This is a genomic window from Bacteroides sp. 2_2_4 (assembly GCF_000157055.1).
In the GTDB taxonomy this organism is placed as follows: domain Bacteria; phylum Bacteroidota; class Bacteroidia; order Bacteroidales; family Bacteroidaceae; genus Bacteroides; species Bacteroides ovatus.
The window spans coordinates 120,070-142,638 of sequence record NZ_EQ973358.1 but is presented as its reverse complement, the minus strand read 5'-3'; the positions used below and the strand labels follow the sequence as shown (position 1 = coordinate 142,638).

10 protein-coding genes and 1 pseudogene are annotated in these 22,569 nt (G+C 39.6%); all 11 read right to left on the bottom strand.

All coding sequences use genetic code 11. The annotated features are described in order from the left end of the window. A partial coding sequence (locus tag BSCG_RS18970; protein WP_008775443.1) for a hypothetical protein occupies window positions 1-313 on the bottom strand: 313 nt, incomplete at its 3' end. A gap of 27 nt (window positions 314-340) precedes the next feature. After that, window positions 341-1,749, bottom strand: a pseudogene (locus BSCG_RS18975) (glycoside hydrolase family 28 protein). Between the two features lie 35 nt (window positions 1,750-1,784). Next, on the bottom strand, window positions 1,785-5,048 hold the full coding sequence (locus tag BSCG_RS18980; protein WP_008775441.1) for a DUF4450 domain-containing protein: 3,264 nt from the start codon (window positions 5,046-5,048) through the stop codon (window positions 1,785-1,787). Between the two features lie 16 nt (window positions 5,049-5,064). Beyond that, the gene (locus BSCG_RS18985; protein WP_004320930.1) at window positions 5,065-7,176 is read right to left on the bottom strand and encodes a hypothetical protein; all 2,112 of its coding nucleotides are present in this window, start codon (window positions 7,174-7,176) and stop codon (window positions 5,065-5,067) included. Between the two features lie 121 nt (window positions 7,177-7,297). Next, the gene (locus BSCG_RS18990) at window positions 7,298-8,929 is read right to left on the bottom strand and encodes a RagB/SusD family nutrient uptake outer membrane protein (RefSeq protein WP_004320931.1); all 1,632 of its coding nucleotides are present in this window, start codon (window positions 8,927-8,929) and stop codon (window positions 7,298-7,300) included. 2 nt (window positions 8,930-8,931) lie between these two features. Beyond that, window positions 8,932-12,066 (bottom strand): SusC/RagA family TonB-linked outer membrane protein, encoded by a 3,135-nt coding sequence (locus BSCG_RS18995; RefSeq protein WP_004320932.1) that lies wholly within the window; start codon window positions 12,064-12,066, stop codon window positions 8,932-8,934. 18 nt (window positions 12,067-12,084) lie between these two features. After that, on the bottom strand, window positions 12,085-13,743 hold the full coding sequence (locus BSCG_RS19000; protein WP_004320933.1) for a hypothetical protein: 1,659 nt from the start codon (window positions 13,741-13,743) through the stop codon (window positions 12,085-12,087). Next, entirely contained in the window at window positions 13,736-15,475 is a 1,740-nt protein-coding gene (locus BSCG_RS19005) for a DUF5108 domain-containing protein (RefSeq protein ID WP_004320934.1), read from the bottom strand. Before BSCG_RS19005 ends, BSCG_RS19000 begins: the two co-directional genes overlap by 8 nt. Window positions 15,476-15,488: 13 nt before the next feature. Then, entirely contained in the window at window positions 15,489-17,036 is a 1,548-nt protein-coding gene (locus tag BSCG_RS19010) for a RagB/SusD family nutrient uptake outer membrane protein (protein WP_004320935.1), read from the bottom strand. Between the two features lie 13 nt (window positions 17,037-17,049). Continuing rightward, complete coding sequence (locus BSCG_RS19015) at window positions 17,050-20,319, bottom strand: SusC/RagA family TonB-linked outer membrane protein (RefSeq protein WP_004320936.1); 3,270 nt, start codon at window positions 20,317-20,319, stop codon at window positions 17,050-17,052. A 16-nt stretch (window positions 20,320-20,335) separates the two neighbouring features. Continuing rightward, window positions 20,336-22,549: a fasciclin domain-containing protein gene (locus BSCG_RS19020; protein WP_225493291.1), complete on the bottom strand. Its 2,214-nt coding sequence runs from the start codon at window positions 22,547-22,549 to the stop codon at window positions 20,336-20,338. Window positions 22,550-22,569: the final 20 nt, after the last annotated feature.

The window sequence follows — 22,569 nt, the reverse complement described above, 5'->3', positions numbered from 1 at the left end:
TAAAATCGGTAATAGATTTACAAGAAACATTCATTTTCTTTTTCAATCTACTACGGCGTATTCGAAAAAAACTTCCTAGAATATGGAATAACTCTGAAATCTGCGCATTACTAAAATCAATACGTAACAAAAGAATGACATGTATATCATCTTCTGAAAGTACAGGGTAATAATGTCTCAACTTATAGATAAAACCATCTTGATGAAAATTTACCCAGAGTTCTAATTTATTCCAATTGCAATCGCTTATTGCGGATAAAGATGTAACATAGATTTGTACATCATAGGCAGTCTTCCACTCTTCTTCATCCATAGTTATTTTATCTATTACAACTATATCCTATTTCACCAATTCACCATTGATATAAAGGTTCTTGAAAGTTACATCTTTCGCCCCTTTAATATCATTTGCTCCTTTGGCTACATTATTAAAATGAGAATCCTCTACACTGATGTTATATACATGTTTATCATCCTCCAATCCGATAATAAGCACACCTAATTTACTCTTCTCACAAGTCACATTTTTCAAATGCACATTACGAACAATCGGGTCAAAACCTCTCTTACATTTTTCCCGATTCTCATATTGCAAGTTGATGCGCAGCACTGCTTCACGACATTGTCCTACCGTTACATTACGAACAAATACATTTTCTATAAGTCCTCCGCGACAAGTGCTCGTCTTAATACGAATGACACGATCCAGATTCGGGCTATCCATTCGGCAGTCTTCTACAAACAAGTTACGGTAACCACCGGAAATCTCACTGCCGATCACTACTCCTCCATGTCCATTTCTCATCATGCAACCACGTACGATAATGTTCTCACTGGGAATATTCCATTTACGCCCGTCTTCATTACGTCCTGATTTAATGGCAATACAATCATCACCCGTGTCAAATGTACAATTCTCAATCAACACATTCTTACAAGATTCAGGATCACATCCGTCTCCGTTAGGTCCACGATTGAAAACAGTCACTCCGCTAACAATCAAGCTCTCGCAGAAAAGAGGATGAATCACCCAAAATGGAGAGTTTAACAAAGTAACACCTTCAATCAAGATGGTGTGGCAGGAATGTAAGTTCAATAGCTGCGGACGCATACCATCTTCCGGCTTCATCAGACGCTTGTAGACAGGAGTCGATGTTTCACCATACATCAACAGACGTTCACGACCTCCATTGCGTTGAGCCACCATGCCTTCTTTCCAACCATACTTTACGGCTCCACACATCGGCCACCAAGTTTCCATACTACCTTGTCCATCGATAATCCCTTTTCCGGTTATGGCAATATTGCTTTCACCATAAGCATAAATCAAGGGGTGAGCATTATAGCAATCAATTCCTTCCCACGGGTTAAAACAGCAGGAAAATAAAGGCTTTGATCTGTAGAGAATTTCAAAACAGCTCCCTCTTCGAGATGGAAATTCACATTGCTCTTTAGAGTAATAGGTCCGGTATAAAAAGTACCTTTAGGAACAATTACCGTGCCACCTCCTGACAGACTGCACTGTAGAATAGCCTGATTAATGGCTTCATGGCAAGGATTAGCCTCATCATCCGTTTTTGCTCCAAAATCAGTTATAAGAAATGTTCGTTTCGGAAAAGAGGTCCGTTTAATCTGTTTTTCGATACGGGCGCTTTCTTTAAATGCTTTATCAAAATCAACAGTATTCGCAAATGTTACCTCTGCCACAAAAAGCAACATCAGTAGTAAATTAATAGTTCTTCTCATCATAATTCTTATCCTTTTATTAATATGTTATTTTTATTTTATTGCAATGTAACTCCCATCAGACCGATAACAACATCGTTTGAAAGTGTTTCCAACGTCAGATGACTTAACTCTTTGGAAGGATTCAGAAGCATGTCCAAAAGTACACCTGCTCCTCCCTCGATGGAACGTCCATAAACACCCTTTATGCCTAAGTCCTTTCCCAAGTCATTGCTAACCAAACCTGTCTTAAAATGAATGCGATAAGGACGGGGAGAAACAACGGTGAATGCCTGACCATCAACATAGAAATCCTGCTCAATAGGACACCAGTTATCCGGATTCACTAATTCCAATACATCAGAAGTTCCATCTGTATAGTATACACGAACAATACCATTAGCAATGCGACACTGCATGTGGTTGGTACTGCCTGCCATCATTAAATAGGCATGAGAAGCCCGACCGGAAAGCGGAATACTCAAACTGTCGGGATAATTATCCCACAACGAAGTAAAAGCAATATTGCTTCCTTGAGCCAATGTTCGGAACGGCACACCCAGTTTGGTAGTCAGCATCTCATCACGTACCAAGGCACGCAAACCTGCATCATCAATATCAGCAGTTAATTTCGGATGACACCACTCGCCAATGCCCTGAACAGGAAGTTGCAAAGTGGTATAAGGCGAACGGGGTGTCAGATACTCATTCCGGAAAATATCAGTCACATTCGCATTGAACAAAGAATCCATATTCATCATCCGGCACTCTGACGTATTCACCTGTGAGAAAGGAAGAATGACCGGTGATTTTTCCGATTTCGTAATCTGTACGTTTACAGGCTGCCACCATTCCATCTGTCCTTGTTTCATGCGAACAAAGAATGTATGATGCCCCAAATGATCATTGACCTTACTTCTTATAGATGTATTACTAACATTCGGTTGTATCAGCACTCCCTGCGGATCATATATTTCACCGAATACCGCCCCTAAAATGGATGGAATACGGATCTCCACTAAAGCCTCCGCCTGTATTTCAGGCAGAACCGGATTCAGTCTGTTTCCTCCCCACACAATTTCGACAATTGCTTTTTGGGCAGAAGAAGCAGGAATAACAACCACCGGATAACCGGAAGCAGCTTCCGCAAAGCTCCAGTCAACTTCTTTCCCATTTACTTTCACAGAATGAATCCTTTCTCTTCCGACATTCACTTGTAATGTCAATGCCAAAGGTGCCTTAAAACGTTGCTCTATCCGGTAAATATCTGTATCATTCTCCCTGACAAAGTGATAGGTTATGTCAGGCAAAGAAATAGAAGCTTTTGACCATCCTGCAGGAAATCCCGGACGAATCACCATCTTCCCGTTCAATACATCGGGTAAAATGCCATACAACCCCTGTACCAGTAATCGGGAAGCTACCCCTATCGGATCTCCAAAGTCACGATAACACTCTCCACGGGCAGCATCATAAAAGCTGACTTGCCCCAAATTGCCGGGACTGTTACCTAAGTACATACCATCCAGAAATGAACTTTTCATCAATCGATATGCTTCCTCCGGACGTCCTGCCTGGAAATAGGCCAAAGCTGTATGCATCACCTCTGCGAAAGCCACATTATTGATACTCCAGGAATAAGGTAACCAATTGGTAGTGGCAATCGTTGCATACCCCTCTTCCAGTCCATCGGCATACACGGGGATATGTGGTATTTCCGTATCAACATACCGTGTAGCCTGATAAGCTTGAAAAGGATCGGCAACGTCGCTATCGAGTGCATGGTATATAGTCCATAATCCCGGACTTTCGTGAAGCCGGCGATGTCCCATAAAATCCTGATATTCCGCCCAACAACCTTTGCCCTGCATCCAAAGACGCTTATTCATCGCTTTCAATATTTGCTCGGCTTCGTTCTGATAAGGTGAAGGGTCTTCGCCTATCAAAGAAGCAAGAAAAGCTGCCATTTTATTGGCACGGTAGTTATAAGCCGACGAATGGGTGACTGCGCCACTGTTGTAGTAAAGCGCATCACTTGCCCAAATACAAGCGTATGCATCATATAAACCATCATTGTCCGGATCATAATTTAATTTTTCCCAAGCTAGATGGCGGGTAATCATAGGCCACATTTTGCGGACATACGCAGTATCTCCCGTCCAGTTGAAGTGCCATAACAATTCATCCATGTAACAAAGATTCATGTCATAGTGGTGCATCTGGTTGTTACGTTCAGGATTCCGGCAAATATACCCATTACTATATTGAGGAGTTCCCCAACGTTTTTCCGAACGCGCCAGATTCATTGTAGAATCCTGTGCCGGATGAGGTATTGTATTCGGGACATCAGTCACCTGACTGGCTGCATAAGCATCAAAATGAGTCCGTGCCCGGTCATGCCAACCTAAGGCATCACCAGTATATCCGGCTCTCCACCCACTTAACGGCATACGCCAGCCAATAGCACCGTGCAACCAAACCTGTCCGTCCCAAATTCCATCGGCAGCTGCGACCAATGCACCACCCAACGTGTTCAAATAAGGGTCCGGCGTTTCTATCTTCAAATGAGAAGCCAACGCCAAAGAGGCTGCCTCCGCTTGTTGATAGAGTTTACGGACATTATAGCCTTCGGGAACCTCCCCACGTACCAAGTATACTTCTTTCTGCAAAGCAAGTTCACCTGTGACAAGGTCAGTCGCTTCGGCAGGAAGTTCGAAGCAATCAGCCGGATCTACCCCCATATCTCCATTACGACTCAAACGTTTTCCGGTAGCTCCCCCATGTTGCCAACGAAGTATAGCTCCTTTAGGCATATTCGAAGGAGAAAAACGCCAAATAGCTCCATCCATATCGGCTAATGCCAATACTGAAATACGCAGTTCTCCTTTTCCCCAAGACGGGTCTGTCAAATAATAGGTACGTTTTCCAGCCGAATAACGGGATTCACAATGCCCGGTGCAGTCAAGCGCCAATTCTGTTCCGTCACGAAGAATGACTTTGAAACTTATATTTCCTCCGCGTCCGTTATTATAAAAAGCAAAAACCGGTCGGTCACTTGTTTCTACACGAAAAGGACTGTGACTACCGTACAAAGCACGGGTATACCGATTCTTACCATTGACACAAACAAACTCATCACCATCGGGACGATATTGCAACGTCCTTTTTGTACCTCGCAGATGTTCATTCAAGGAAATGGATTCTTTAAAGTCACCGATCTGCTTTGCCTCTCTTTGAGCATTTAATGGTATCGCCGGCAACATCAAGAGGCAACAAACTGTCAGCTTTCCTTTTAAAATAAGATTCAGATGAAAATAACTCATATTTTTTTGTGTTTGATTATGGTAATGGCTTCAATCCTTCCCAACGGACATTCCAAGTTCCATCTTTCGGAAATCCCGGATTAGTCTCCGTACATCCGTCCCAACCGGCACACATCATCGCAATAGCAGTCAGCAAGCCGCCATTACCCGGTAAATAAATACGTAAACGACCGTCCTGATAATTATGACCATTCGGCAAGTATGTGTTTGTGCGTTTATCCATCAGTAAAGCTCCGACGGCCTTTTCCGGTTCACCCAAACGGGCAGCATTCATAGCCGTCATCGGATAATCCCATCCCCAGGTTTTACCCCAATTCCAGTTATCCCAGATCCAGTGCAATGTATTTTTCATATAATCTTCCCGGATAAGTTTATTCATCGGAAGTATACCAACTGCACCTAATACAGCCATGTGGTCGGAAGTATAACGAATGTCTTTATAGGTATCTGTAGCTGTTTCGGCAGCCAGATAAAGCCCTTCTTTATTAGATGCCAAAGGAGAAAGTTTGTCGATCATTTCATCCCATTCCAGACTACGTTGCTGTCCCATACGCTCACGCCATTGTTGGGCGGTCTGCATGGCAAAATGCCAGTAAGAAAGTTCGAAAGGAGGATTAACTGTTTCTGCAGCACGCAACGTTTCTTGTGCAGGAATGGCACCTTTCAATACGTAACGTCCTTCCAGTTCATCGTATGTAGCAAAAGAGTACATAAATTCTGCAGTCTCCTGTACCAAACGATTATATTTCTCCAATACTTCTTTAGTCGGATCAGCACGATAAAGTAATTCTGCCAAATAAATTAAATGAGGTTGTTGCCAAATCAGAAAACTTCCTACTTTGGAAGGGGCTTCTGTTCCTGAAGGATCGGTCATTTTCATCCAGCGAACACCATCAAACCCTTGTCTTTGGGCTATTTGACGCGCTATCGGTTCAGCCTTTTCATACCAACCTAATGTACGGTCAAGTAAGTTGCTACGATTCCAAAGAGCAAATTGAGCTTCGTGCCACCAGATCATTTCAAGATGAAATTTGCCAAACCACGAATTATAGGTAAGCCCCGTCTCTTGCGGAGGAGTAGTACCTGCACTCTGAATAGCAAGCAAATATTGGCTAAGTATCACACGCCGTTCCAGTTCTTTGGCCCGTGGGTCTGTACATGCCGAAAAGTCAACAGCTGCGCCTTCCTTCCAAAACGAGTTCCAATAGTTTTTTGCTTCTTCTTGAGTTTGTGCTACAGTAACAGGCTGCGTTGAAGGAGCTGTACTAGTAAAAGCACATGTAAAAGCTAAATGATCGTCCATCGGAGTCAGGACAAAATAATGTTTTGCTTTCTCATTGAAAGTAGCCTTCCCTTCCCAATACAAAATTACGAAATACTCTGTGCTATCTAAAGTATGTTTCAAAACTGCGGAAGATTCATTTTGAGTAACAATAGTCGTTGTATGTTTATCAACGGCTTCCCAATTACATGCATCATCACAATGAGCGCCCGTAGGATACGGAAAGCGAAAACAAATCCCGGTATGCGCCTTAGAGGTAATATTTGCAGCAATCATATCATTAGAAGGATGACAGACTGTCTCCACTTGATAATCTTCACCGTTTAATTTAAACCGACTTTCGATTTTTCCATCCCACAAGCAAAGTTTCTGATGAACGTCAGTTACCTGTCCAATATCCGTACCTTCTTCCACGTCAAAGCCGACAATTCCTAAATGAAGACGATGCGGATTGACACGAAACCAATTAGCGGCATCCTGTTGTCTGCCTTCTTCTTTGAATTGAGTAGCGTAAAGTTCTTTCTTTCCCCTGCCAAAATCGTATTCTTTCAGGGTTTCTTCCGGAGTAAGCCGGTCCGGATTGGCGAAGCTATGCCAGCCCCACTGGCTCTGCGTTCCCAATGGAACTCCTTTTTTATAATTGTCCGGAAACGTCTGTAATCCGGTTATGTCTACCGTATAAGCAAATTCTCCATTTCCTACAGAAAGTGAAGCTAATGAATCGAATGCCGTCACAACAGGACTATTCCTTTCTACTAATGCCTCGCGGTCAATTATCGGCTGATTTCCATCTCCGCAAGCTGTCCAAATAAAAAGTGCTGCAATAGATACTGCGAATGTTTTCATTTTTCTTTATTATTGTTATTTACAAAAGTATTTATTTTTGAAACAAATGACGCGGATTCTCATTCAAAAACCCGCGTCACTCCACCCTAATAATCCAAACCAAAGGATGATTTGAGGATCTTTATTTTAAATTCCAATGAACGAAATAACCTGCTTTTCCACCAACTTCTGCATTAATCTTAGCACGAATAGCTTCCGGATCAGCATATTTCGGACAAACACGATCAGCTATAATACTTGGATCATTGTAGCGACGTGCCATACGAATCATAGTAGGATAAATCTTTCCTTCTGCCGGAAACTCAAGCATCATTTCATCAAGAATCGCTTCATCATTAGCTCTAGCATCTCCACGTGTAAACTCACGATTACCTAAGTTAAACGCCCCACGAATACCCAGGTCCGGATAACGACGAGTACCTAACGTACTAGCTCCGGTCCAGTCATCTGTAAAACCATCCCATGTCACTCCACCATTCGGAAAACTTCCATTCACTCCCTGATTAATCAATGCCGATGCTTCCGTTACACGTCCCAAATTATTGAGAGCCTCCGCCAACATGAAATACAGCTCACTGCCACGATAAATATAAATATGCACATCATCTTGATAAGCATAGGTACGCGCTGTGCTATTTGACGGACGATACTTTTGGATAACATAATTACCACTTTTATCTTTCGCAAAATAATAAGTAGAACGCTTATCCGAAGTAGCACCTCCAAGCGGATTAAAATCCGGATCAGTATAACGATCCATTCCTACCTGTGACGGAGCCAACAGATACTCATTGGGTGATTCTGTCCCAAAATGTTTCAACAAACTATTAGTTTGGTTTCCTTGATAATTATAGATAATAGCAGAAACAGTCTCTTGTGGTTGAGGATTAGTATTATCCCAAATCTTACTATATGTACCTGTCAACTTCACATTATGCATATACTGTGTTGCATCATTCACCGTACTGGCAAACTTTGCATTCATTGTATTCAAAATAACATTCACTGTTTTCTGGTAGTCACCATGCCACAAACATAACTCTCCATATAATGCAAAGAATTCTGGTGTCATATAGTCCCAATAACGATATGTACTTTCTGCTGTTTCCGTATCAGGATCGAGCCATTCTTTCCATGACATTGTATTCGTGCCATCTATTCCATCAAACCCTTTAGTTAATAAATCAAGGCAGCCTTCCACTATCTCATCCAAATTTTTCACAGGAAAGTCATTCAAATCTTTCATCTCACGAATCGGTTCATTAAACCAGACAGCCTCTCCATAAATCTTACCTAATGTAAGATATATCCACGCTTTCACACGAAGTGTACAACTAACCAAAGCTTTATAATGATCCAGATTAATAGCTGCCGGATTTTCTGTTTTATAATCATACAACTTTGACAAGTAGTCATTGCATGCTATAATTACATCGTAATAAGCAGCCGGATCGGCATACGAATTTCCTGTCAGGTCTGTATCATAATTATAGATACTATACAACTCACTAGGAGCGTTCTTAGTTGGTTCCAGCAATTCACCACGTGTATCTGTCAAATAGATCACTTTGTCTCCAATGGCTTGTACTTTGGTCATAATACCTATATACCCCGAATACATCTCACTTTCTTCGGTGATGTATCCGTCATGATCTAATACATTCTTCGTCTCGACATTGAAGAAATCGTTGCATGCGCCTAAGAAGAATGTCATACTTAGTAACACATATTTCAATATATTCTTTTTCATCATCCTTAAAAGTTCAAATTAACACCAAATTTAATTGATTTAGGCTGCATCATTTTCGCATAGTCAAATCCTTGCATAGCATCACTATAAGAATAAGAGAATTCAGGATCCAACCCTAAATATTTTGTAGCTGTCAACAGATTCTCACCTGTTACATACAATGTACCGGAACGGAAGAAATTCAAGAATTTCTTATCAAAACTATAACTAAATGTAACATTCTTCATACGCAAGAAAGAAGCATCTTCTATCCAACGGTCCGAAAAGTCATTGTTACCCATCGGGTCGTTCCATTGAGCACGAGGAATATTAGTTTGTTGTCCTTCCAACGACCAGCGGTTTACAACTGCCGCACTTTGATTGCCAAAAGTAGAAAGTGATTCCAAACTACGTCTCACACCATTATAAGCCTGATTCCCTTTTGAATAAGAGAATTCTGCAGACAATGCAAAAGATTTATAACTGATTCGTGTAAAAAAGCCACCGAAATACTTCGGTGCGGCACTGCCTAAAGAGACACGATCTTTACTATCGATACGCCCATCACCGTTCTGATCTACAAAATGGATGTCTCCTGCCTGATAAGCCTGTCCTTTTTGATTGACCAGATTAGCAGCATCTGCTTCAGCCTGTGTAGAGAATACCCCAAGCGTCTGATAACCATAGAACTGATAAGGAGACTCTCCTACACGGGAAACCAACTGCGCACCATCACTATAGCTATTAATCAATTGTGATGTGTTTCCTAATGACTCCACCTCCGATTCATTGCGGGCAATATTACCACCTATAATCCATTCGAAATCACGTGTACGAACCAAAGAAGCTTGCACTGCCAGTTCTACACCTCTATTTTTTATTTCTCCACAATTTGCATAATAGTTTAGAGAACCAAGTGCCGATGTATGAGGTACTGCAAAAATGACATCTTTGGACAGATTATTATAATAATCCAATGTCACTTCCAAACGGTTACGCAACAGACTCATATCCAATCCTAGATTGAATTGTATGTTCTTCTCCGGTTTCAAAGTGGTGTTTGATATATTGGCACGAACAATACCGGAAGTAGTCATATAAGGTAAACTTGTATAATAATATTTTCCAAGATTGGAAGAGAAACGGCTGTTACCGGACAAACCATATTCCGCACGCAAGTTTAAGCGATTTACTAATGTAGAGTTAGTCAATGGCAACCAACCTTTTCCGAGCAAAGTCACACCACCGGAAGGATATATATAAAAGTGGTTTCCATAAGTACCGGCAGAGGACGCACCATCAGCCGCCACATTCAAAGAAGCTGCTACCATATCACGATAGGTATAATCAGCATGAGCATAAAAATTCGCCCAGTTCCATTTTTCCTGATAACCGTAAAAGTAGCGTCCGATTGTTTTTGTATCTCCCAATGTTTGATAAAAATCATTCGGAGTGTTACGGCCTGCACCACCTTCATACTTATTTTGAGTAATCAACATTTGAGCACCAGCAAGAATATTCAAATGGTGGATACCTTGAAAAAGTCTCTGATAACGTACATTACCATTTGCGAAAATGTTCAAAGTTTCACCTACACCTTCCTTCACGGTATTTTCTGCATTACCATACTGATCGACAATCGGCAAAATACTCTTATCTGATAGTCCGGGAATAAATAGGTGTTCTTTATTATAATTATAAAACATTCCAAATGTACCATTGAACGATAATCCATTGAAAGGCTTGTAAACCAATCCAAGTCTGAAATTTACATCATACTGTCGGTTACGACCATCAAGTGTATTGACGATAGCTAAAGGATTACTGACTGCAAAATCCATATTCGTTGAATTGCCATAGTAATAAGTAGAGTAAGTATCCAAAATATTACCATCATTATCTTTCTTATAAGGACTTAACAACGGAGCACGTGAATAAGCTGCTAAGATCGGATTGCTAACATTATCCATTCCCTGTTGCTGATAATTGCCTGTCAGATAAGCTAAACCGACCGTTGCTGTCATCTCCACCCATTTACTAATCAAAACATTTGTATTCAATTGTGTATGGTAACGCTGGCTTTTAGTGTAATCCATCAGTCCATTTTCCAGCGCATATCCTAATGAAAGGTCATATTTGGCAATAGCATCACCACCTTCTACACGAAACAGGTTGTCTGTTACAAAACCATTTTTATAAATTTCATCTTGCCAATCTGTGGTATTGTTATACAAGTAATTGTATTTACTATTGGGATCACTCAAAAAAGGAAATTCCGAGAAAAATCCTTCCATATTACCGAAATAAGTCATACCAATATCCGAAAGGTAAGATTTGTAATCATTACCTGTAAGTAATGGCATACGTTTATTATTCCAATTCACCCCATACTGCCCATAAAAGCTGACCCGCGTATCCAAATTATCGGAAGTTGCACCATCTGTTTCAATTAGAATAACACCATTCGACCCCATCGAACCATACATAGAAGCCTCCGCTCCTTTTAGTACAGTGATATTTTGAATATCTTGAATATTATATGCCTGAAATATATCTCTCGAAAATCCATTTATCAATTGTGATTCACGAGAATCAGGTAAATAGGGTACACCGTTAATTACCACAAGCGGAGCATTTGAACCTACAAAAGAACGAATACCACGCAAGTTCATATAACTTCCTTCACCTGGCATACCACCTGCACGGGTGGTCTTCAAGCCTGCTACCTGTCCTGCCAAAGCCCGATCTATCTTCATACTTCCCTGCGTGAAATCTTTTTTATTGATATTCACCGCAGAAGTCAGTTCCGGACGGGAACTTTCGATTCTCATAGGTAATACAGCCGATTCATTATATTTATATGTGCTCTCCGGCATCATCAGAATAACCACTTGTGAATTATCATCTACCAAGCGAGTTTCCGGATAATAACCAGCTGCCCACACTGAAATTTGAGTCGTATTCTCTTTCAACTCCATTTTGAAAGTTCCGTCAACTCCGGTTTTCGCATCTTTACTTCCTACAGCCGAAATGATAGCCCCTTCAATCGGTTTATTCAGCGGTGAAAGTATTTTACCGCTAATTTTACGTCCTTGCGCATATACACTGGCAACCGACAGTAATAACAGCAAAGTTGTAAATATGATTTTTATTGTCTTCATATTGATTCCTTATCAAAATTAATAACAGTTCTTTGTTGGTCTCAGACACCAGTGGTGGAAGCAACATTTGCTTGCGTTTATTCCATGGAATTTAATAACCACATTTACCGGTTGAGTGCCTCCAATAGTGACTACACCAACTTTTGCTCCATCACGATCGTACTTTGTTTTATTTTTATCTGTCGCTTTAGAAGTGTCATACCCTTCAGGATATCCCTGTCCGCCACGATCATAGTGCCAATCAGTCTTCGTCAGTTGAGAGGCTGTAACTGTTCCTACATACTCTCCATTAAAAGAAACTTCCACGTCATGTCCCATTTTTTGCTCAAATCCCAAACACAAATCATATTCACCAGGAGGTATCTTATACGGAGCAGCGACTCTAGTTACTTCATCATAACTAAAACCTGTAAAATCCAATGTGTACTCTTTAGTAGCAGAATCTGTTAATTTAAAACGTACGACGCGATTGATTATAGTTGGGAAAACACCAGGCCAACCTGACCATGCTGTCACTTTCGTATCCATTTTATCAAAAGTTAGATTTTCGCTATCAAAATAAAGCGTTTTTTCTTCTTCTGACAGATACTCATACCATCTCATAAAATCTTTGACACGATAAATCAATACATTAGTAGGAATCTTCAGTTCTTTCACATAATATGCAACACCATTACTAAGAGATACAGGATTCTCCAAATCCACCTCTTGTACTGTAGTTCGCCACTGTTTACTAAAAATAGAATTCAAGTCTATATTATCTTCAAAATCCGATTTAGTAAGTTTTTTATTAAAGAACATTGATTGAAAAGTCCAGTTTTTCAGAATAGAGTCCTCCCGTTGCATTCCCCATTCCTGTATTTTGTTACGGGCTGTAGCCAACGCACGATTGACAACTTCATTAGAAGGAATCAATACAGTCGCTGATAATGACTCTGACATCATATTAAAACCTTCAGCCTCAAAATAAGGATTAGTAACCGTGAAAATAGAATCATAGACGTTACTTCCGGTTTCATCGACACCTATAATTTTACTGGCCTCTTTATCAAATGTCAACTGATTACGCTCCATAATCATCTCCCTAAAAATAGAATAATCATCTCCTAACCCTTCAATCAACTCATATAATGATTTAGGAGTTTCCACATAATCCTCCATTTCATAAACATAGCCATTGTTCACCTTCGTTATCTTTTTCACAGCTATACCGTTGAACGAGATAGAAGTATCATTATCTTCATTTTCTACCTTCGACACATTAATATATTTTCCATTCCACATCAACACACGTTGTCCATCCGACAGATTAGACGGAGAAAGAGAAATATCCGAAATGTGTGATTTAGCCAAAAAAGTTCTATCATCTGTAGCAACTGCACGAGATAATGCATTCTCGTCACTAACCACTAAAATAGTGAACAACAAATTCTTCTCAACCATTTCATCCAGCACTCCTGTTTCACTGAACAATTGGTACATGGAACTCAATTCCGGTTGCGACTGTAAATAATCAACAGCCGACTTGTTGACTACTGTAATATTTACATTATTCACTACCTGTTCTTCCTGGGAATAATGAGAATCCCAGTCATCATTACATGCATATATACCACTTATCAGCAATATAGATGACAATATATATTTTATAGTTTTCATAAGTATGTGTCTATTCATCTTCAATTATCGGTTCAAAAGTCATATAATCTAATTGGATACGGAACTTGTTATGAGAAGAAGCAGCCGGATCGGCAACCAACATCTTCATAGAATGAACCTTCGTCTTTGAGAATTCAATCTCATCATAAATAACTACATCATAACGTCCTAATTCATTGGCTGTAATACTCGCATAAATAGGAACTTCGACATCTGTATCGGTGTCATCATCAAATGTAAACTTAATTTTACCTCCATTACTTCCACTAGTCATTGTACGCATAAAATCCATTGATTTTGCATAAGTAACTTTCAACGTCACTTTATATTTGCCAGCTATCAGAATTGGTGTTTTCATGGTAACGGAACCATTATATCCCAAATTCAAATAGATATGATCTGTATTTTTACAATTGATCCAGTCCGAGCCTTTTGTCTTCGGAGTTGCATAGCCCACGCGATAATATCCGCCGTTTTGACCATCTAGAGATGTAAGAGTGCTCCTGGCATCTACGGTGTAACAAGAGAGCGAAGAGACATCCGACTGGCGCTCTTTTTCATCTGCCGTCTGATACTTTTGGTCCGGATCACCATAACCACCATTCACCCAAGAAGCTACCTCCTCATAATCAGCAAAGTCCCATTCTACGCGCACCGGAATCTCGGATTCCCACAAAGGCAACCAGCTATCTATTTCATGTAAAATACCATTTTTAGCCTGTACATCGGAACCGTCTTCAACAAACATCGCTTTCACCGATTGACCATCAATTTCTCCTTTATAATTAAAATACAACTTATTGCCACTCTGCATAGATGCTTCCAATACTGCATCTGCTTTGGTAGTCCACAATCGTGTAGTTGCACCTCCACTAAAATTGTTGAAATCAAAAACAGAGTAACTTCCACCAATCACATGATATGCCACATAGCGAAATAATTCGTTTGCTTTATCTTTATAGTCTGTTCCTATTGCACCTACTTTAGCAGCCAGATCAGCAACAGAAGTAACTCCTTCAGAACGATAGGTATCATCTGATACAGCCAGCAACGTATAATTCCGTTTTTGCTGAATAACCGTATTATCTTCCTGCCTTATTTCATCGTAAATAGTACTCAAACTGTCTTTCCAACTTGTTTGTTCCAAAGCATCAACAAAAATGGAGTATTTATTACTACTTTCACTGATACGTTCATATAGGCTTTCCACCAAAGGAGACATCACATCATTCAATACATACACATATCCATTAGACACTTGGATAGCCAGTTCCTTTACATGCGCTTCTTTATTCACATAAATTGAATTAAATCCTCCAGCCTCCGAACTTTCATCAAAAGAGACGGAAAGATAATCATCCGAAAGAGTTTTAGCTTCCAGTTTACCTCCTTGAACAAAAGTATTCAGATTGATAGAATCATTCACGATATGATATTCAGCAAGACTACGGGCATAGTCTTTTCCCAATTCCTGAATAGAAGATACATTCTTTTTAGTATAGAAACTGCGCACAGCTTCATTTGTAGGAACCAATACCGTAAAATAAGACGAAGCCTGATTCACGGCATTAAACAAATCTGCATACTTCAATACGGTGATCCACTCGGAAAATTCATCAGAACGAGTTTCCAGATAAGACGATACCGGATTCATATCATAAACCTGATAAGTAGAGTCTTCATAGGGATCGTTGCATGCACTGAATAATGCAACCAATAATAATAAATATATATTTCCTAAAGTCTTCATAAATGGCTGTTTATTAATTATTACCTGTTATTCCATAATATGGATTCTGTACCAATAAGTTGTTATTTTCAATTTCATCCGCGTGAATTGGTAAATACCATGCATATTCATTCTGAAGAACTGAACGTATCCAACTAGCATTCGCTGTTGTATTGTATTGCTGAACCAAAGCAATAAAAGCTGATTTATGAGCATAGTTCTTACTTTTGGCATAACGTATCATGTCATACCAACGCTTACCTTCAGCCGCCAATTCAATATTACGTTCCGGCAATAAATAGTTTTCCATCATTGAGCTTTCATCCTCCTCATCTAAAGCTATAGTTTTTTCAGGCAAGTTAGCACGAGTACGGATCTGATTTATAATATCAACAGCCTCCTGCCAATTTTCCTTTCCTTTCCAAATTAATGCTTCCGCCTTCATCAACATGACATCTGCCATTCTGTAAATAATCCAGTTAGCATCATCTTTCAAACGTATTGCATCCGGATTCGTTGGGTCGGTATCGCCCATCTCATATTTCCATATACAATGAACGATGTTCTCTCCATCAGTATAAGCTATAAAAGCACCAAATTGGCTACGGATTGCATCTTTTCCTGCCATAACCTCTTCAAAATCATTGACCAAATCCTCACCCATTTTAGTAGAATATCGATAATTGGGATTTGTACCAGTCGTATACATAGCACTTGGCCCTCCCGTCTGGCTATAGGTGTTGCCATCCCAGTTCACTTCAAAAATGGATTCATTACTATTCCCCGGATTAAAAATTGTATACCAGTTCTCCGGAATTGTAATAAATGCCGGACGACGTGATGCAGTAGCGTTGATTAATAGGTCTGCATACTTAATACAAGTATCATAATCTTCGGTCCACAAGGAAACTTCCGACATTAATGCATACAAAGCCCATTTAGTAGCCCGTCCTTTGGAAGCATTCCAATTATCATTATCATAAAATTCCTTCGCACCTCCAGAGTCAAGAGCTGTTTGCACATCCGCCTTAATTTGCTTCAAGATTTCTTCTTCTGAAGATTTGGCAATAGAAAACGGAGTAGAGTCATCCTCATAAGGAGTTGTTACCAAAGGCACTTCTTTAAAATTGCGTACCAAGTAAAAATACATTAATGCTCGCATGAAATAAGCTTCGGAAAGATGTGCATTCATTGCACCTTCTGTATAGGTGTCATCTATTTCACGTACTCCCGGAGCATGAGCGATGACCACATTGGCCATGTTGATCACTTGATACATGTTCTCCCATTTACAAATAGCTTCTGTTCCATCCAACTGGAAATTCTGCAACTTCATTCCATCCTTATCACCTGTCAAGGTACAAATAGATGCTCCTCGCAGTTCTCCCCATTTTAGCAATGACTGGCAGGAGGAACGCATATAATAATAACCGGAAGCAATGACCGCTTCTACATCTTCTTTCGATTTCCAGTAAGCGTCAGTCACTTGTTCATTTTTGGGAAGCAAGTCCAACCAATCGCTGCAACTACTGTTCAGCAGCAGGCTACCTGCCATTATCCCTATATAAATCAGTTTCTTCATGTCTGTAAATGTATTAGAAATTCAAATTTAAACCACAAGAAAAACGGCGAGAGCAAGGTGTATTTGCACTATCTTTCGACAGTTTAGAAGCCGAAGTAGGAAGAGACGCTTCTGGATCCTGTCCTGTGTAACCAGTCCAAGTTAACAAGTCATAACCAGTAACAAAGAAATTAAGCGTATTGATACCTAAATAATTGCACACCTTTTTAGGCAAGGAATAGCTCAACGACAAAGTCTTTAAACGAACATAAGAAGCATCTTCTACAAAACGATCTGACCCTAAATAGTTATATCCCTCATTATATAAAGCACGTGGAATATCCGTATTATCTCCTTCATTTCTCCAACGCCGCAAAACCGCTTTACTTTGGTTATTGGCATTATACATAGATTCATTATCCATACGAGTCGCATTAATAATTTTCTGTCCAAAACGACCATAGAATAATGCATTCAAACTTAGACGCTTATATTTAACGGTAAAGCCAAAACCACCAGTAAGAATCGGATTACAGTTGCCCAGATAAACAATATCGTATTCATTTATCACACCATCATGATTAATATCTTCATAAATAGCATCACCCGGACATACCTGCTTAGCACCATTCTTCATAACAATTGGTTTACCGTTCACATCATTCATAACATTTCCCTCTTTATCCCGTGCATAAGTAGCCTCCTGATTTTGGTAGACTCCTTTGTAACGATAACCATAGAAAGAACCAAACGGGCGTCCCTCTTCAATGCGAATAGCATACTCACCATTTTTAAAGGTATAAGGCTCCGGATTCATTGTTTCAGGCAGTTCGGTAATTTCGTTCGTGTTACGGCTCAAGTTAACATAGGCACTAACACGCCAATCTTTCTTTTCATACAATACACCATCGATACGGGCCTCCCATCCTTTATTCTCCATTCTTCCAGAGTTGTACCATTTATTCTTAGAGAATCCTGTAGTAGTCGGCATTTTCGGTTCTTTCTGCAGCAAATCTTTAATATATTTATTATACCACTCAAAAGTCAGCCTTAACTTGCCATGGAAAAAGCTAAAATCACCACCCAAATTATATTCTGTTGAAGTTTCCCATTTCAAATTGTTCAACTGCATTCTGCTAGGATAAATAGCAGACATATCCATATATTCTCCTCGTGAACTATAAGCTCCATAATAAGCGGCCGTCCCTTTGGGAGCATTACCACTTTGTCCGATGCTGAAACGAAGTTTGATTTCATCCAGCCAGTCTTCTGTATTTTTCATGAACGGTTCATTTTGCATATTCCAAGAAATTCCCACAGTAGGAAAAATACCCAAACGTTCTGACTTACCCATTGCAGAATTAGCATCCATCGTTGCAGAAGTATGAAATACATAACGATCCAACAAAGTATAGTTAATCAAACCGGTTCCGGAAATACTACGTGCTTCCGACTCCCCTGAACCCAGACTATAAACAGAACTACCTGTAATCGGATCTGCAAGACCAGATGAAGCATTACCATAAGAAGTACTTGTAGCACTAGAACTGGTAGCCTGCGTAGTACGGAATACAGCAGTTGCAATCAAATTATGTTTATCCTTCCAGTTTTTATTGAATATCAATTTGTTTTCCGTTTGCAACGTTAGACTCTCTGAAGAAGCAGCAGTACTTTGGTTGGCATATTCACTTGTCCAAGCCACTCCCGTAGCAACTTGAGGAAGGAATTTGTCTGTTGTAGTAGTCGACATCTTAAGAGAAGCATAAGCCGAATACGTCAGATACGGAAGTATTTTATAATCAATACGGAAATTAGCACGGCTATCACGTGACATAGTATTTTTATAACTCTCGTTTGCCATAGCTACCGGATTAAAATGAGAGGCACTATTGTTACTTGCCTTAAATTCACCTTCCCAATCCTTTGTCTGATAAGAAAAATACTGTGAAGAACGGTTTCCATTATCATCCATATAATAAGGAGATTTATTTGGCATCTTTTTAAACGCTTCCGAACGTACGTTGCTATCTTTTGGTGCCCAGTTATCATCCTTATCTGACTGTGTAAAGTAGAAATCTGCTCCAAACCTCAACTTATCCGAGAAATTATAGTCTACACGCAAAGATGAGTTGAAACGTTTCAGCCCTGTACCGATGGTTGTACCTCCTTCACTTAAATATCCCAGTGACAGACGATAAGTGGCCTTTTCACCACCACCGCTCATAGAAAATGTATTGTCTGTAGTAAATGCATTCTGACGTACCTCGTCCAACCAGTTTGTATCTACATTATATTCATTGAAATAGTTCCAATTGGGCGAGTAGTTAATTTCAGGTGTATCATACAAATACTTTAAATAAGTATCTGCATTCAAACCTGTATAATTAGCACTATTCCACAAAGCCTCCTGTACCATAGCAATGTACTCCGATCCATTTAACATTGGAATACTATTCGGTTCAAATTTTGCTGTGAACTTAGAAGAAAAATTAAATGTAGTCTTGCCAGTCTTACCTTTTTTAGTCGTAATTGACAACACACCGTTAGCACCTTTCGTTCCCCAAATAGCCGTAGCAGCCGCATCTTTCAAAACTTCTACCGATTCTATATCAGTAGGAGCAATATTCAATAAAGCACCTAAATCTTCTTCATTGGCAGTAGAAAAATCAAAGTCGTCATCTAACTCTTGTGTATAGGGAACCCCGTCAATCACAATTAATGGTTCGACAGAGCCATTCAGTGTACTGGTACCACGAATACGGATAGAACTCCGCGCTCCCGGATCAGCACTCAATGCAATATCTACACCACTCAACTGCCCCTGTAAAGCTTCTTCTACCGTAGCTATCGGAGCAGTAGCAATCAAATCTTCCATCATCACTTTCTGGGTCGCAGATACATTCTCTTTATGTCCGATACCCATATTATTACGTTCGATACGTTTAGCAGTGATAGCAACCTCATCCAATGTTTCCACATTGGATTCCAGTTTTACATTCAATACCTTCTGACCTGTATATTTGATTCGTTTCGTTTTCATACCAATGTATGAATATACCAATGTCAGATTGTTTTCTTGTGCAGGAATTTGTAAACGGTAGTCACCATCCAAATTGGTCACCGCACCTCCTACAGAACGGTTTTGAGCGTTCACAATATTCACATTCGCACCTACTATCGGTTCGATCTGATTTCCCAGCATTTCGGTCACCTTACCGGACACGACTTGTACCTGTGCGGCTACTTCCCCTGTCCCCAGAACAAGTATCGCTATCAGCATGTATTTTACTAATTTCATATTCATATTAAATTCGGTTATATCAAAGGACTGTATCAATCAACTGAAAACATCCGTCGTCAAACGCAAACGGGAAGAAATTATAATCAGATATCACGTTTGCCACTTTTCCATCTACCATTATGCTTAATGAACTTCCGGAATCTGTATACGTCAAAGACTTTCCACTAGCAGTAACATATGTAGAACTCTTCATAGCCGACCCCGGATAAGGATAAGAAATAAGTGCATTTTCCCTATCACGTATAAAATATGAAAGCAGGTATTGACGAAGTTTCGAACTACTAGTTACCGCTCCGGTCGCATCCATGCCCGGAATTTGCCCTGCAGCTATTGCTGTACTAATGGCTTCATTTGTCGGAATAAAACCTATAACATGAGAAGCTCCTGCTAGTCCGAATATATAGTTGCTAGACATTACCATATCAGCTTTCTGCAACAGCTGTGCAAACTGATAGTAAACATAACGATTATCATTACAAACGCTTAATTTATGTTGTAACCCATCACCTTCTTGCGCTTGAAACAAGGCTGTTCCACTATACATATAAGTTCTTCCATTATTCCAGTTGTCATTGCCGTTCTTTACTTCTGTAAATTCAGAGAAAGGTTCCACATTATTATCCGGTTCCAAAATTTGATTATAAGCTGCACTACTTGTTATCTTCCCGTCCTTCACATACCAATAATTAAAACCGGTTTGTGTAGCTAGAACCTGTGTCCCATTTGTTTTCAGTCCATCTACACCTGTAGCCGTATGTATGTTTACAATAGTTCTCATTACAGAAGAAGAAACATCTACCAATCCATCCTCGGTTTCTTGTTGTAACTTACTTCCATCCGCATAAGTTCTCAAGTAAATATCTTCTGACTCTATTTGTTCATTAGTAGGCACTAACAAGACATACTTCGTATCTTGTGAAGAATAGGCAGTTATCAGTCCAGTCCCATCCAACATGTAAAGATAATAATTACAATCTTTGTTACGGAAAGCCGGTCCGACTACAGAAGCAAACAAAATAGGTGTATCCATTGTATTTAATCCATAAAAGACACCATTGACACACATTGATTTATCAGTCACCTTAGAAGGATCGAAGTTAAAGACCATGTCATACATATTCTTAACTTTTCCACTCGTAATTTCATCAGGGAATGCAATTCCATCTTTATAAATAAATTGATTCAACATATATTTCATTGCTAAATCATCTACATCATCCAAAGATTCATATCCACCCTTTTCCCAATAATTATCAAAGAAATTATTCATAGCCACATCTGACGGTGCAAATACACTATATGCTTTTGAAGCATTATTGGCTACATCCGAATATTTCGTTGAATACCATTCTACTGCTATAGCAGGCAAAGAAGTACCATGTGTATGAATAAAAAGTGAATCGGCCCCCAAGGCTGCTCCAAAATCTTTAGATAAGGTAGCGTCATACGTATAAGTGGTATTTTCATTATATAAGTTGAAAAAAATTGAATAATTTTCATTTGATTCCAACTGGGTATAAATGGTTTCCAAAGGTTCAATTACCTGATCAACAATATATACATAACCATTATCTGCCAAAATTTCATATTCACTAACAGCAGCATTGGAAACATTGAATCCCCCTGTCCCTTTCCATGTGGAATTAGGATAAAAATAGGTATAATTAGATGCTGCATCCAATTTTTTTGTATCCCAAAAACGGTAAGAGAAAACCGGAATAAAACGGTCCAGATGATAAACCATGCGTCGTTTACCCGTAGAAGCCTCTACTTCCATAGTAGGAACATTACTACTACGTGTACGAAACTTATAATACAGACCCGCATTTTTATTCATTTCCTCATCAGTTATTAAATCACCTTCCGGACGAAAATTCACCAACTTATTTTTATTGTAAGAATAATAAAGCAGATGAAAACCAATCACTTTTTTCAATTCATCCAAATTTATTTCACTGATGTCGGAATAGCCGTGCTTCTCCAAATAGGCCGAAAAAGCCGTATCATCCGGAGCCATCACAGTCAGGATACTTTTTCCCTCCATAATAGGCTTAAAACCTGCCAACTCTACTGCCTGCAAAAATAGCGAGTAGTTCCCTCTATCTTCCAGGACTTCCCAAGCACTACCTTTCAACCATTCAGGTTCTTCATAATGTTCATCTATCTTATCTGTACATGAGGAGATAAAGAAAGGCATGAACAGTATACAAAGTAGTACTGTTGTAAATGTCATGTTTTTCATATTACACAAAT